This is a genomic window from Providencia alcalifaciens, assembly GCF_020271745.1.
Classification (GTDB): domain Bacteria; phylum Pseudomonadota; class Gammaproteobacteria; order Enterobacterales; family Enterobacteriaceae; genus Providencia; species Providencia alcalifaciens_B.
The window spans coordinates 2,842,358-2,858,537 of the sequence record NZ_CP084296.1; the positions used below are offsets into that span (position 1 = coordinate 2,842,358).

General features: G+C 36.8%; 8 protein-coding genes. All 8 read left to right on the forward strand.

Going from position 1 to position 16,180, the window contains the following annotated elements; all coding sequences use genetic code 11:
* The first annotated feature begins 107 nt into the window (after positions 1 to 107).
* The 8 genes from LDO51_RS13015 (at position 108) to LDO51_RS13050 (ending at position 16,107) form a co-directional block, all read left to right on the forward strand.
* Complete coding sequence (locus LDO51_RS13015; protein WP_225574894.1) at positions 108 to 251, forward strand: hypothetical protein; 144 nt, start codon at positions 108 to 110, stop codon at positions 249 to 251.
* A gap of 103 nt (positions 252 to 354) precedes the next feature.
* On the forward strand, positions 355 to 714 hold the full coding sequence (locus LDO51_RS13020; RefSeq protein WP_225574895.1) for an immunity 8 family protein: 360 nt from the start codon (positions 355 to 357) through the stop codon (positions 712 to 714).
* A gap of 77 nt (positions 715 to 791) precedes the next feature.
* The gene (locus LDO51_RS13025) at positions 792 to 1,073 is read left to right on the forward strand and encodes a hypothetical protein (protein WP_225574896.1); all 282 of its coding nucleotides are present in this window, start codon (positions 792 to 794) and stop codon (positions 1,071 to 1,073) included.
* 267 nt (positions 1,074 to 1,340) lie between these two features.
* Positions 1,341 to 2,054, forward strand: coding sequence for an acid phosphatase AphA (gene aphA / locus LDO51_RS13030; protein WP_154604241.1), 714 nt, complete (start codon positions 1,341 to 1,343; stop codon positions 2,052 to 2,054).
* Positions 2,055 to 2,420: 366 nt separating this feature from the next.
* Complete coding sequence (ldtD, locus tag LDO51_RS13035) at positions 2,421 to 4,148, forward strand: L,D-transpeptidase (RefSeq protein WP_225574897.1); 1,728 nt, start codon at positions 2,421 to 2,423, stop codon at positions 4,146 to 4,148.
* A 322-nt stretch (positions 4,149 to 4,470) separates the two neighbouring features.
* Positions 4,471 to 5,019, forward strand: a complete 549-nt coding sequence (locus LDO51_RS13040; protein WP_225574898.1) for a YcbK family protein — start codon at positions 4,471 to 4,473, stop codon at positions 5,017 to 5,019.
* Between the two features lie 39 nt (positions 5,020 to 5,058).
* On the forward strand, positions 5,059 to 5,706 hold the full coding sequence (locus LDO51_RS13045; protein ID WP_225574899.1) for an MBL fold metallo-hydrolase: 648 nt from the start codon (positions 5,059 to 5,061) through the stop codon (positions 5,704 to 5,706).
* Between the two features lie 189 nt (positions 5,707 to 5,895).
* Complete coding sequence (locus LDO51_RS13050; protein WP_225574900.1) at positions 5,896 to 16,107, forward strand: C80 family cysteine peptidase; 10,212 nt, start codon at positions 5,896 to 5,898, stop codon at positions 16,105 to 16,107.
* Positions 16,108 to 16,180: the final 73 nt, after the last annotated feature.

Genomic DNA, 16,180 nt, shown 5'->3' on the forward strand with positions numbered 1-16,180 from the left:
TATAAAGAAGTTAGTCATTATAATTTCAATATTCATTCTTAGTTGACTATAAAAATTTTAAAATTTAATTTCTTTGCTGTTTTTAAATAACAACAAGGATGTTAATTATGCTTTATACAGATACGATGATTGTTACAGCTTCACCTTTACCTCCTAGAGATAATTATGGTTGGGATGAATGGAACAGTAGTTTTGGTTGGAGCAGTATGGATAATCGCGGTGACTTAGAATTTATCGCCCACCTTCATTAAAGCCTAATAGTCAGTATTCAACTACAGGTGTTCAAGCTAATTTTGAGCAAAAGTTAACACCAACGGGTAGACCTATTAGTAATGGACACTTGGATATCATAAAATGAATATAAAACTAAAATCACTTAGATCTCTTGAATTAGAAGATAATCTAGTTTTCTATTGGCCAGACAATCCTAAAAACTTTGGTAGTTGGATACGTACGATGATTGGACCTGAGAATCATGAAGGTGCGGAATCATTTGATTGGTTTATATGCACTCCAGATTGGCTTCAACAAGAGTTAATCAAGGATAATGTAATATTTGGAAAAGGAATGATTATTGTCGCGGAATACGACTATGACAAAATATTAACTCAGTTAGAACAACAAATTAGGTTATGTGACGATTCTGATTGGTCAAAAGCATCACTAAAATTAAGTCGACTTAGCTTTTGGGAATATGAGGACTACCAAGGATAGAATATTTTAGATATTAGAGTGCAAGTGGCACATTCAAACTTTATTATATCGAACGATATTTCTAATAGATGTTTTTTATGAACATAAATCTCAATGTACTTGAAGATGCAATTTATTCAATTTTCGATGAAATGAAAAAGAATGACATCGAGAGTGTTAAACTGGATTCAGATTTCTATTGGAATGTTCCTTCAGATGCTCTTTATGATGTTTATAATGAACCTAAGTTAGATGTAGGACAGTTGGAAGATGACTATGATGCCTTGCTTAAAGCCAAAGAAAACGAAATTTTAGTGCGCTATAACTTAAAAAATATTTCAGCGATTCTTCGTTATTTAGCAGAGAAAGAACCTAAATAATTATATTTATCCATATATTAGCGAGAGCCTAGATTTTAATGGGCTCTTTTTTATTGTGGTTATCAAGCAGTTGGATGCTCCGGATAAGGGGGGAGTGGATAATATTACCTCTTACTCGACTCTTTATTTTTATTATCTTCATTTCCCTTTAAATCATTAATAGATGACCGCAATGAGATTTGAATCTCATTTTTATGTAATGAAAACTTTTACTATTACACTCTGTGAGTCGTGAATCACGAAATAAAGCTATTATAAGGGTCGAACATGAAGAAAATTACATTAACGTTAAGTGCAATTGCATTAGCGCTGAGCTTTACGGCAACATCTCAAGCCAAAATCCCAATGCCAGAGACAGTCAGTACTGGGGTAACAGTTGCGGAATTAGCCGCACAACAACCGGTTCATTGGGTCTCTGTTGAACAAATTAAACAGAGTTTAGAAGGTAAAGCACCAATGGCGGTGGGTTTTGATATTGATGACACCGTTTTATTCTCAAGCCCAGGCTTTTACCGTGGAAAACTTGAATTCTCTCCAAATGATTTTAGTTATCTGAAAAACCCTCAATTCTGGGAAAAAATGAATAATGAGTGGGATAAATTCAGTATGCCAAAACAAGTGGGCATCGATTTGGTTAAAATGCATTTAGAGCGTGGTGATAAAGTTTACTTTATTACAGGTCGTACACAGACCAAAACTGAAACTGTGACTCAATATGTGCAAGAAGGCTTGAGAATTCCTGCAGATAAAATGAATCCAGTCATTTTTGCTGGCGATGAACCCGGCAAAAATAATAAAGTAAGCTGGATGCGTGACCATAAATTAACTATCTATTATGGTGATGCAGATGCGGATATTGCTGCGGCCCATGAGTTAGATATTCGTGGGATTCGTATTCTCCGTGCTTCAAATTCCTCTTATCAACCGTTGCCAAAAGCGGGTCGCTTTGGTGAGGAAGTTGTTATCAATTCCGAGTATTAATATTCGATAAAAAGTTAGTTAAAGGTGATTATTCGCCTTTAACTAACAAAATAGTGTTTATTTATTGATGACGTATTCCGGTGATTTAATATAACTTATATTAAATTAACTCTATTGAGGGAATAAATGACGTCAATATTTGATATGTTATATCATTTAGTTTTGGTGGAGAACGTAAACAATTCTATTTTTCATGCTGTTTTATAAATCACGTTTATTTCGGATAGCCTACCTCAATAACTTTTTTCATCAATAAAGACAAAATTAGTCAATTCCTATAACATTCTTCTCAGAGTTAAATATAATCAAATAGTGTCACTATAATAAAAAATAATGTTATCCATGTAGTAACTTTAAGGTGGATGTATGGCAAAGAGAAGAGTGAAAGCTCTGCAGATCTCAGTATTATGTGGGCTGATGGCGATGCAGTTCCCTGCATTTTCCGCAGCAGAAAATACGCAGCAAAGCAGTATGGAAATTCAACAGCCTCAATCAGTTGTTGCTGAAGAGGTGAGTAAAGTTACGGCAAAAGAGAGCTTGGAAAAGCTTAACGCATCTTTGCCAGCTGAGACTAAATTGGTGTTTGCGAACCAGTTGGCAAAAATTTATGCTGACAGGCAAATGCAATTGTTATGGCAAGATGAAACGGCAATTAGCCAGTTTCAACAGCAATTAGCTGAGCTTGCCTTAGCAGGTTTCCAACCTCAATTTAGCGAATGGTTAGTTTCATTGGAAAATAGCCAGCTGAGCGAAATGGGGCGAGATGCTATTTTATCTGACGCGATGTTGGGTTATTTACACTATCTGTCTTCCGTTGAATCGACGGGGCAATATTGGTTATACACCAGCCGCCCTTATAAAATTATCGCACCGACTGCGGCACAAATGAAACCGTGGTTAGAGGCTGAATCTGAACACCGTTTGGGTGAGTGGGTTAAGGCTCAAACACCGAAACACGCGATGTATCAACCGATGCGCAAAGAGATGCTAAAACAGCTCGCATTACCGGAAGATACGTTAGAAATTACGGGTACAAAGGCATTAAAACCGGGTCAAGCTAGCGATGATGTGATTACGCTCCGTGAAATTTTAGTGCGAGATGGATTATTGGAAGCCGCTGCGGAAGGTGAGGTCGTTGATGCATCTGCACCGCCAGAAGAGACTAATAAAGTCACTGCGAATGCTCGTGTGTATAGTGATGACTTAGTGGACGCAGTGAAAAAATTTCAGCTCCAATATGGTTTAGAAGCAGATGGTGTGATTGGTAAAGGCACACGCGTTTGGCTCAATATGCAGCCAAGACAAAAAGCGGGGCTGATGGCACTGAATATTCAGCGTTTGCGGATTGTACCTGAAAGTAGTGGTACAGGAATTTTAGTGAATATCCCTGCGTACACATTAAATTTTTATCTGAATAACGACATCATTTTGGACTCGAAAGTGATTGTGGGGCGTGCAGACCGTAAAACGCCAATTATGAGTAGTGCACTGAATAATGTGGTGATAAATCCACCTTGGAGTGTGCCAACAAGTTTGGCGCGCAAGGATATTGCCCCGAAAGGGAAAATGGATCCAAGCTACTTTAGCCGCAAAGGTTATACAGTCTATTCAGACTGGGGACAAGATGCTTATGAAATCGACCCTTATACAATAGACTGGGAAAATATTACACCGGCGAATTTCCCTTATCGTATTCGTCAAGCACCAGGCTCAAGTAACTCTTTAGGGCGTTATAAGTTTAATATGCCAAGCTCAGATGCAATTTATTTGCATGATACGCCGAACCATAGCTTGTTTAAGAAGAATGCCAGAGCAATTAGTTCAGGCTGCGTTCGCGTAAATAAGGCAAGTGAGCTAGCGACGATATTATTAGGTGATGCAGGTTGGGCTCAGACTCGTATTGATGGGGCATTAAAAGAAGGCTCAACGCGCTATGTGAATATTCCAGACCGTATTCCAGTGTATCTTTACTATCAGACAGCATGGGTCGATAAAGATGACCAGCCACAGTATCGAGCAGACATTTATCAATATGATGGCAGTATTGATAATGCGGAAAAATATCTACCCGCAATTAAAACAATTTTGAAATAGTCATTATTCATCGGAGAGCTTAGGCTCTTCGATGCTATTTTCTACATTAATTCCTAAATTTTCCTAACAATTCCGTTTTAATATATTTATATATTTATATATTGAATATATTGCGCTTACATATCACTCACGGTAAGGAATTAAAGTCGTCTTAATCGACGTGTTATAAGTGATTTCACTCACCTTTTTGCATAAAGGTGATGGATTTTCCTTAATTTACGCGATTCTTTACATAATTATACATTAAAGCCAAATATCCTTTGCTAGACTGATGAAGTTGAAATGTATATTTACTGAATAATTAACACCCGAGTTATCACCTATGGATATGATTGATCAAAACCGCAGAAAGTGGTTGGGAATTGGTGCCGCCGCAATCGGTCTGGGACTATTACCTAATCATGTACTTGCTGCAATGAGTACGCCTCGCCCAAGAATTTTACGTTTTCAAAATTTAAATACCGGTGAGTTTTTGAAGACCGAGTTTTTCGATGGTCGCCGTTATAATAAATCTGAATTGGCTCGATTAAATCACCTTTTCCGTGATTATCGCTGCGATAAAGTAAAAACGATTGACCCTAAGTTATTTGACCAAATTTATTTACTGCAAATGATGATGGGAACCAATAAGCCAGTTCAGCTGATTTCGGGCTACCGTTCATTAGAAACGAATAATGCATTGCGTCGTAAGGGCTCTGGTGTGGCTAAACAAAGCTACCATACCCGTGGGCAAGCGATGGATTTCCATATTGAAGGCTTGCAGCTAAGTAACATCCGTAAAGCGGCATTAAAAATGAGTGCTGGTGGTGTGGGCTATTATCCGAAAAGCAATTTCATTCATATCGATACAGGTCCAGTGAGAACATGGTAATCTGTGCATAGGTGACACAGATTATGGAGTGATTGTTCGATGAAATATACTATTATCCCAGTAACCCCGTTTATGCAAAACTGTCAGGTTATCTGGGATGAAACCTCAATGAATGCCGTTATTGTTGATCCCGGTGGTGAGGCTGAAAAGCTGATTGCTGCCATTGAAAGCCGTGGATTAACATTAACGAAAATCCTGCTTACCCACGGCCATTCTGACCATATTGGCGCCTCAGCTCCCCTTGCAAAACATTTTGGTGTACCGATTTATGGTCCACAAAAAGAAGATGCATTCTGGATTGAAAATCTCGCAGAACAAAATGCGATGTTTTATATCGGTGATTGCCCTGATTTCACGCCAGATCATTGGCTAGAAGAAGGGGATAGCATTACGTGTGGGAACATTAAATTTGATGTGCTGCATTGTCCTGGCCATACACCGGGTCACATTGTTTTTGTGAATCATGCTGACAAACTCATTTCCATGGGCGATGTGTTGTTTAAAGGTGGCGTCGGACGCAGCGACTTCCCTCGAGGCAACCATCAAGATCTTATCGCATCGATTAAAAATAAGTTGCTGCCTCTTGGTGATGATTACCATTTTATTCCGGGGCACGGTCCGATGTCCACATTAGGGCATGAACGGATAAGTAATCCTTTCTTGCAGGATGAATTACCGGTTTGGTAATTTTCAGTAAAAATAAGTCATAGCTATATAATAAAGCCCCATATATGGGGCTTTATTATTGTTATTTTAAACTATCTCCTAATTAATGGTTAGTCATCTAGCTATATTTCCCATCTTTGATATTTTAAATTATTAATAATTAGATTATTTAATTATTAAATAACATTCATGTATATATCAGAGGTGCAAATGCCAAAGCCAAATATTGAATTGCATTTTTCTCAAAATGATTTTTTGAAATATTCCAATCAGTACGACAAAAAGGGTGGGGTATTTTCCATAAATAATGCCAAAACTAGCGATCTCAAAAAAATGGTCACATGGAATGGTATAGATTATTCTATATCGGATGGATACTGTTATGGATTCTCAAATGCTTTTTTATCTTATAGTTCAATAGGTAAAGGGGATGATTATTTAAATACGATGAAGTCATTAATTAATATTGTTAATGATGAAAGTGTATATGAAAATAAATACGATGAAATAAGGATTCAAGCTTTAAAAAAACATGCTAAATTTTTACTTAATGAGTACATGCAGGATGTGATTTTTTCTCATAGACTAGAAACTAATTCATCAACTATATATTCTAATTTGTTTTATAATTATACCTCTGAAATTAAAGGTCGAAGTTTTATAGAATATATGAATGATTCAATTATGGAGGGAGCAAGTTCATATAAAAAGTATAAAGAAAAGGATAAAAACAAACATAAATATATTGATTATTTGAGTGAGCTGCAAAAGGCTAAGATTAAATATTTTTTAGATACCTTGAATGATGAATTTAATCAATTTGAAAAGAAACGGGATAAGTTATTTAGAGACCCATGGTTTAGAGAGTTTCATAATGCTTTCTATTCTCGTAAAGATACCTTAGGGGAGCATTTTACGATTAAAGATGCAAATTTCGCTAAAGAAATGGTATTAAAAAGTATTGAGTATGATGAGTACTATTATCAGAAGGAGATAAATAAGATAAATGGTATTGATTTAAATCCCAAACTTCATAGTTATAATGGTAGGGTGAGTTATCGTAATGAAATAAATCTCAATAAATTTATTGAAAAAATTTCAAATCACACAAAATCAAGTAAAGAAACACAACTTTTCGAATTTAAAGCTCCAGCTCATTCAATGGCGTTATCAATAAATTATAATGAGAGAACTAAATCATGGGACTATGCATTTTTTGATCCTAATTATGGAGTCTTAAAATATTACAATGAGAGTGATTTTAATGTGTTTCTTGTCGATTTTGTAGAAAAGCATGTTGATTATTATGGTTTCTCAAAAGATAAAGATGGAAAATATGTCATCGCATTTTCGGAGTTTCAGGTTAGTGAAAATCGACGATTACCATTGAATGAGCTTAATCTAGAGAATGTAAAAATCACTGAAAATATCTTGTTAGCTAATAATAAAACAACAGTTTATTTAAGTGAGAGTAAAGAAAATAAAATAATATATCAAGATTTTAATTCAGATAATAATGTTTCTAAGGTTGAGTTGCAATTAAATGGTGCTAAAAAAATAGTATATACAGATATACTGAATGTGGCTGAGCTCACATCCTTGATAAATGAAAATATACAAAGTATCTCTAATGTTTCTGGAGATATTTTTATTTCTCATCATGAGAATAGAATTTATAAAGTGAACAAGGGATTTGATATTAGTAATATAACGGGTTTTTCTAAAGGAATAGATTATGATGATATTAATTTACATATAAAACCAATATTTAAAAATAGCAGGGGAATTATTACAGGAATTCCTGATCTTCATCAGCAAGCTATTATGCAAGTTGCAAATGAGGAAAATATCATCATTGGTATTCGCCCTGTTGATGAAAAATCAACGAGTTTAATCTTATCAGGAGAGTACAGTAGTAAAGGATTAAGTATTAAGAGTAAAAGTGCCGATTGGGGACCACACTGTGGCTTTATTCCTGTATTACAGGAATATGCTAAACGATCAGGTCGTGAAAATAAAAATAAATATAATCTATATACACAACAGGCGATTGATAATGGATATGCAAAATCGACTATTCTTGAGTTAACACCAGAGAGAGTTAATGAATTAACTGTATATAATGAAATTACTCCATTAGAGAAAATTAATGGTAGTGAATATAGTAAAACAATATCTATTCTCGATGGACAAGAAAAAAAGTTTTTATTAAAGAAAGTAAATCGAGATGAAAAATATTTTTGGCATGTATACCATGAAGATGAAGGTAATATTAAGCCATTCCATGTTATTGCTGATCCTATAACAGGAAAAACACTCACGGCTGATTATGATCTTTTTACAGTTATTTTTCCATTCTCTGAATTAGAGCATTATGTCAAAGTAACAGAAATGCCAAGTTGGTCAGAATGGAAATCAAATGTTATCTATGAAGAGTTAACAGCAGAACAGAAAAAACTATATAATAATAAGTCTGAGTATAATAAAAAAGAAGGAAAGGATAATGGTATTACAAATAAACGAGTGAAAGAAATTAATAAAAAATTAAATAATAAAATTGGTCGTCAAGATGGTTTTGAGCTTATTCATCATGGGGCTGATGATGCAAACCCTGCAAGTGTTATGAACGATAATTTTCCGATTACATTCTTTTTGCCTGAAAAATTAAAAGGGAAAAATAAGTTATCAGGTTCTCCTGAATCTATAGATACTTATTTTAAGATGAATGCTCAAGGTGCCATTATTATTAATGATGTTGAACAACTATCAAACTTGCAACAATTATTAATTAATCAAGGGTATCGTGTGCCACTGAATAAAAAGTGGAGTGAGGGGGATTTAGCTAAATATTTTGATAAAAAAAGGAAAATATCAGCAACGCATATTGAAAAAACGGTGGAAATACAAAGGAGAATGAATATTTCTCCGGATACTGTCAGTGGGCAAGAAAATAATATAGAAAAAAGCCTTGGAAAACCGGTTGTTCAATTAGACTCAGGTTTTGATGATGTCTATTTAGAGTATGAAAAACAACATAATATGGAGATTGTCGCGGGAGAACATTCACCTAATACAAATTATATTGATCTTTGGTCAGATCCTATGGCTCATTATTGGGATTTGAAATCTCGTGATGCAGAAACAAACAGAATAATTAAGCCGACTGAATATGATTATAACGTTATTATTCAACTCGAAAATGATGCTGTGATAAAACGGGTGGTTGCGAATGCATTTTCTAAACACCCTGATGATAGTATGGTTATCCAATATGATATACAAACGAAACAGTGGAAAGTTTTGCATGGTGATTTGGATAGAGTTAAGCAGGGTAAGGTTCGCTATATTACTGCAGGGCATGGTGACTATAAGGGGCATAATCAATCAACACTGTATGCAGGATATACTGCCAATCAGTATGCGGATGGTATTAACCACTTAAGAAAAAAATTATTAAATAATAAAGCTCCGGATAAATTGGTTTTAATTGGTTGTAATTTAGGTAGAGGTGGCGCTAGCGAAAACTTTGCTTTCAAGGCGACAAATGCGTTAGCTGAGCATGGCATGCATATGCCAATTACCGCTTATAATCGGCCGTTAATGAATATGTATCTGGGTAATAAGCTTATCGTTCCTGATCCGACGATTAGAGAGAGTGTCAGTACCAAAGGTCATAAATTTATTTATCAGTACCTCCCCGATGCACAGCAAATTCGCATTAACAAAAGCTCATCAATACTCTATTTCATCAATGAATTTCGCCGTGGTGAGCTAAAATTAAATCAGCTTAATAGCTATTCAGAACCTGATGTATTCGCTGTATTTAGGCATCCAGAAACGAGAAACTTAAATTTCGATTTGCTTAAAACGGTGGCTTATAATCCAGAGATTTATCAACTATTTGTAAGTAAATTAAAACATCATAATGGCGTGCTGCCAGAGAGTTTCTATCATGATTTTTCTCAGAAAATGGGAGGACTGGATGGGGGCGCTGTACCTATATGGAAAATGGTTGATGCACGACATATTCTGCATTATTCCTTATCTAATCTCATCCCTAATGATGCTTCACTGACCGTTATAGTACGGCTCGCTAATGATCCTAAAGGGTTAGTACAAGCAGAAAAACTCGCAGCAAGAAATCCTCAAAATACATTGATTTTTCAGATGGATGTAGATGCTAAAAATTGGATGTTGGAATATGGTAGCGCAGAGCTTTCTTATTTGCTTGAAAGCCCAAAAAAGGCCCAATGGGTAATTATTGGCGATGCTGCTACGGTGAGAAAACCAACCGATGATTTGGCATCAACGCTGTTAAGTATTAAACAAGCTTATCCTTTCACGACACCTGAGCAGGTATTATTTCACTCGATAAGCCCTACGATGATAACTGATTCTGGTGAACAACAATTATTCACATCAAATTTATCCACAAAACTTAAGCAACTTGGAATTGATGCCACAGTATCATCAAAATTCACACAGACAGACTTATCTCGTCAAATACACTCAGCGATGCCAATAAGGGGTGTTTCATTAATTACAGATAGCGGATTGGCTCGCAAAATAGTGCATTCCCAGATCCAATCTTTATTTGAAAAACTGGCATTAAATAAACTGAGTATAGAAGATATCCGTTTAGTGGATCATCCCTATTTAGCGGAGTACTTTACAGATGGAACTGGAAATCTGGATATAAAAAAAATGGGTGTTGCTCTATATGACCCATTAATTAACCAAAAAGTTAACCAGTTTTTGAATCAGGATAATAATAATGATCTATTGTCTTGGAATGGGGTATTTGAATCGACATTACCGAAAAACTACCAGCAACAAGCCGCGGATATTCATACATTGCTATTCGCCATTAAAAATGACTTGTCGGTATTAAATAACGTAGGAGACCATTCAATTGGGCTGCTCAAAACATTATTCCCTACAGATGATGGTTTTGATAAAGGGAAAGTTTTAGATTTAGTTACTGACCATAATAAATTTACGCTTTTTAGTGATAAGTTAGATAGATTTAGCCAAATTAGTGATAGTCATTTTGATGGAGAAAATGCGCCCCTGAAAGGACTTTCATTTTTTGATGCGATGAATGTTTATGAGAATAGCCAAGCTCAGCGTTTGAAACAATATAATCAGCTATTGAGTTATCAAAATAGGACGGAGGCGGGATATCATAGTAGTTTAATTAATCATGAAATAATTCGTTCAAATAAATCTGCTCAATCGGTCGACCAAACTCTAGGGGCTGTGTATGCCATTGAATATCACCTGACAGATAGATATAAGGCGCGAGATATCCTAGAGCAAAAAGCACAACTTGAACGTGCTAAACAACAAGGTATTTTAACGGACTCTGGTCATGCATTGTTGGATAAAATGCAGCAATACGAGCAGGATATTAATACGCGAGTTAAACATAGTGGGATCATGATTGCTGATCAATCAATCTCAGCACTATTTTCCAGTGAGGCTGACTCGGTAAATGGGATTGTATTCTTGAAAGGGAAATTGGTGAGTTATACTGTTATTCAAGTGAAACGCAATGGTGTTTATGAATTCAGTTTATTTGACCCTCAAGGTATCCAATTTACCAGTGAAAATACCTCTCTTCAGGCCGCAAAGCATCAATTCAAACAACATTTAAAGAACTATTTTAATCAAACAATAGAACTTGCTGATGGAAAATCCATTTCTCGGGGATCTGCGGCAGGCTTTCAATTAACCAGTAATGGCGACTTTAGAACGGATATTCAATGTATCAATCTTGAAGATCATGAATTGAAAGCAGCGCTATCGGAACCGTTAAATCAACGAACGTTAATTAGAGAACAGGCGGAGTTTAATTCGATCCCAAATCGTTGGATTGAATTAAATGGAGAAAAAATAGCCTTTTCTAAATTACAGCATCTTGGTGCGACGATAGATGGAAAGCCTATTTCGCTTAGGGATATGGCATTACCTAATCAACATAAGAATATACGCTTTTCACCTGAAAAATTGGCGATGTATTTTACGTTAATGGATGGGAGTAAAGATGATATTGCGTTTATGAAAATATTTAATGAGCAATTAAGTTCTGCGGATATTTATCAATTGGTGGAACGAGATGCAAATTTTGCTGAGTCTGGCGTGCTTAAAAAACAATTTAAATATTTAGCAAACGGTGTAGATATTCAACACGAGTCTATTTCATCATCCACATTACAAAAGATGAGGCAGGCTGGTACTCGACTTCCATTATTTCACCGAATGGCTAATCGCTTTGGGCAGAGCATGGGCGGTGCGGGGGCTATCCAGAGCCTCATTGGGGCCTATTCAATTTTAAATAGATTGGATAACCCTGATATTAGCGCTGAGGAAGCTAAAGAATTAGAAAAACAATTTTATTTACTTTGTGCTTCTGCCTTTTTTAATTACGGTGACATGATAATACAGCCGATGTTGCTTAATATCGCCTCAAATAAAAGTGCTACCTCACTTGTTAGAGCAAGGATATCGACAGGTGTTGTGGTTATCTTTAATTTAGTTGGGATGGGCATTGATATTTACCAAGCCTACGATAGCCTTTCTAAGTTAGATAGTGTGACAGACCCAAAACAGCGCCAAGATTTAATTGTTAATGCGTCATTTTCGATTATTAGCGCAGTCGTTAATGGAGTCACTGTTATTGCGGTACTGGTAGGGGCTTCCTCAATTCCCGTTGCGGGATTGGTCATTGGCGGAATATTACTGGTTGGTGGTTGGGTCTATAACGGTGTTCGCGCTGTCGAAAATATTAAAACAGTGATTGATATTGATTGGGATCGTGAATTAGAGGAAGGGATCCGTGGGGCATTAGGGCTAGAGCCCACGTTGCGTAGCCAGCAAGAAATGAGTACTCAATTATATATTAACGCGTTTAAAGACCAAGATTGGCAAATGGATCTTGCTCAGTTTGAAAATAGTATCTTGCAAGCAGGTTTTGATCATCACTTATGTATTGTAGAGAAACCCACTTATCAAAATGAACCCCGATATTATTTAGTCGATGACGATGATAATCATTTTTATGGAACTTTAAAAAATGAATATTACGGTATGAATACTTGGGGAATGAGGTATACGGCAAAAGACGCACCATCGTTCACTGCGGAGGAGGTCGAGTTTATTTTGGCCAATAAAGTGATAAGAAAGACGGCATGGTATCGAAATTTAAATCATCTTTATGGCACAAAGGGGAAGAACCTACGAAAACATTTTCGTCCACATAAAAAAGCCAAAGAAGTGATTGATCTTAAACGCACTGGGAGTGAGTCAACTCACGAACGCTATTATTTAAATTCCACCTATGAAAATGCACTGTTAGATGAATTTCAAACTCGTCATCGTATATCAGATGCTGATGCGACATTATCGTTAGAAGATCAATTGGCTAGTTCGGATCCTGAGCAGATCAGTTTTTATTCAAAAAACAGGGAATTTGGGGTACTAGGGCAACAGATGTTGCAAGAAAACGAGCGCCGCTTGGGTGAGCATTTAGTTAACGATAGGCAACGTACTCACCTTTATCTTCAGAACCCACATAGTCGAGGAACCAGTTGGAATACAGCAAATGGCAATGATGTCCTTATCGGCCACCAAGAACAAAAAAATGCCTTCCAAGTTCTTTCTGGGGAGAAATATTTTGCGGGGGGGAATAAAGACGATCTGTTTTATATTCGGGACAGTAGTTTAACGTCACTTCGTTCCCGTGGTGATAATAAACCAACAAAATATTTAGATGGTCAGCAAGGGCAAGACACGGTAGTGGTTGATAATTTACCTGATGGTTATGATGTCCATGCCAATTTAGCGTTAAATAGCCTGCACTATAAACACCCGTTTACACATCAATTTATTTCGGTTGCCCATTTACAAAGTATCGAAAATATCCTTATCAAAGGAAATAGTAATGATAGGTTATGTGGTAATGATGAGGCTAATATTCTTGATGGTGGGTTGGGAAAAGATTTACTTATTGGGGAAGGTGGTAACGATAAACTGATTTTAACTCAAGGAACGGCGGTGGGCGGCCAGGGCGATGATAGTTACCATATCCGACGCTTTGATTGGCGGGTGAATGTTGGTGACCTTTATCTGGCAAACCGTTATTGGGACAAGAAACTAAAAGCAGTGAAAACAAAAATGACGCTTAATCCAATCTACCAACATAATAATCAACAATATCATGTAAAAGTGGTTATTGATGAGTCCAGCCAATCTCAAAGTATTGTTAGCCTAGAGTATTCGCTGAACGAAATAAAACAGGTCTATCTTCAAGACAATAACCTGTATCTCGTCATTTCACTGCCTAGCGCCAAGGTTGATGATTTCACTTACAGCAATGTCGATAGCTCGGTGACGGTTGTCTTGAATAATGTGACGGTACTGAGCCAAGGTCAACAAAAAGCCAACCATACTTATCGGTTACATATGAAAGATGGTTTTGTGATGACAAGTCAGATAAAAGCGTTAGATGAAGGAGAACCGACCCAATTCTTCAATATTAGCTATATTCAAGAAAATGACCCACTCACAAGCTCGGGTGGTAAATCAGTCAACATTGATGAAGCGTTAAACGCCATTACCATCAATCAAAACCGTCATCATATAGCCCCAAGTTGGGGATGGTTTACGCCAATTGGGCGAGCGGAGAATTTGGTGTATCAGGGGGATGGTAAAAACAATCTATTATCACTTGTCAGTTCAGGGAGTTACATTCATGTTAGCCGCGGAATAGACACCTATCAAATCATACATGCGGAAGATGAGCGTTCGACAATCACCTTTGATTTTGCATCGGTTAATGGGCAATTTACGGCAGATGATAAAGTCATTTTACTTCTACCTACCGATAATGGTTATGCATTGTCGATGGAGGGATTAACGCTATATAGCAAGGACAAATTCAGCCAGCGGCAATTAGCCATTAACTTTGTCAATGTTGATGATAAATTGGCCGATATTATTTTGATTCAGGATAGAAACAGCAATGTCTTTTCATTAGATTTGCAGACTCAGAGCATTACGCCACTGAAACCTATCTCTAAGGGCAGTGAAAGCAACGATGAAATTATCTTACCCATCGGTTATTTGTCTGATCAGCATGTCATTGATGGTAAAAGTGGTGATGACATTATTGTCAACAGAAGCCTCGCTAGCTACATACTGGTAGGTGGTGATGGGGATGATAGCATCAAAGCTATTGATGGTAATAATGTGTTATATGGTGGCTCAGGAGATAATTTTTTGAGTGGTGGTGAAGGCGATGATTTATTGTTGTCAAGCCAAGGAAATGACATCTTAATGGGGGAGGCAGGGAATGACCACTATATTATTGATGGAAATCATTCTGGCACTGTTTATTTGGAAGACAATCTCGGTGATAACCACATCCACTTAATTAATTTTAAACCACAAGTGATTGAGGATTCTTTCGGGGAAACACAGTATCACCTTTATGTATCTCAAGCGGGAAAAATCGTCAAAATCAAACAGCCAACCGAGGGCCGCAAAGCCAGTATTACGGTACATCACTATGAAAAATTAGAGGCGGAATATTTCTTGCCGACGAAAAATGGAATGACCCCATTAGTGGATTACTTATCTGTTCAACAGGATTTGGCAAAACAATCTGGTCGATTAGCAACCTGGAAGCCCGTGAATGAATTAGCTGAGACCTTAAAGGGGATCGCTAAGCCATTGAAACAAACCTCAGGTAATGATGGCATCTTGTTGAATAAAAATGCATCTAACGAACACTTATTGATAGACACTTTAGATGGCGATGATGAAATTGTTGACCATTCATCCCAAGGTCGCGTGATTAAAGGGGGGAATGGAAATGATAAACTGATAGCTTTTGGTGGTGAGAATGTCCTGTATGGTGGCGAAGGGAATGATATCTTACTTGCACAAGGTATGGGGCAGGATGTTTTGATTTCCTTAACCGGTAATGACATGCTTGCCGGTAATAAAGGCGATGACCTCTATATTGTGAGTGGTCATGGACAAGGAAATGTGGTCATTAATGATTTTGAAGGGCGTAATCAAGTGGCTCTGATTGACTTTAAGATAGATGCTATCCGTTATCAGGAAGTATCTCCTACCATTGCGGAGACAATCTATCAGTCTTACAGCGGAAGAACGGTCACGTTACGCCATAATAACCACCAAGGTTTGATGGCGCATGTGATGCAGGTGAGCCACATAAATTCTCATCAAAAACTCTCACAACAAAATGTGGATTTAACGATTGACCGTTTGATTCAACTGCTTGCAGAACAGCGTATTGAGCATGAGAGTAATGTAGAAAATCAATCTAAAAAGAATTCGTCAATACCTCATTGGGGCGCGGTTTCGACAACGGAGCATTTTCTTAACGTTTTGTAATCCTTATTTTGTAAAAACAAAAAAAACACCCCATCATGGGGTGTTTTACAATTCATCAGGCTTTAATTCAATG

Excerpts from the sequence above, each read along its gene's own strand:
- LDO51_RS13015 (WP_225574894.1), top strand. The coding sequence starts at position 108 with ATGCTTTATACAGATACGATGATTGTTACAGCTTCACCTTTACCTCCT.
- LDO51_RS13020 (WP_225574895.1), top strand. The coding sequence starts at position 355 with ATGAATATAAAACTAAAATCACTTAGATCTCTTGAATTAGAAGATAAT.
- LDO51_RS13025 (WP_225574896.1), top strand. The coding sequence starts at position 792 with ATGAACATAAATCTCAATGTACTTGAAGATGCAATTTATTCAATTTTC.
- aphA (WP_154604241.1), top strand. The coding sequence starts at position 1,341 with ATGAAGAAAATTACATTAACGTTAAGTGCAATTGCATTAGCGCTGAGC.
- ldtD (WP_225574897.1), top strand. The coding sequence starts at position 2,421 with ATGGCAAAGAGAAGAGTGAAAGCTCTGCAGATCTCAGTATTATGTGGG.
- LDO51_RS13040 (WP_225574898.1), top strand. The coding sequence starts at position 4,471 with ATGGATATGATTGATCAAAACCGCAGAAAGTGGTTGGGAATTGGTGCC.
- LDO51_RS13045 (WP_225574899.1), top strand. The coding sequence starts at position 5,059 with ATGAAATATACTATTATCCCAGTAACCCCGTTTATGCAAAACTGTCAG.
- LDO51_RS13050 (WP_225574900.1), top strand. The coding sequence starts at position 5,896 with ATGCCAAAGCCAAATATTGAATTGCATTTTTCTCAAAATGATTTTTTG.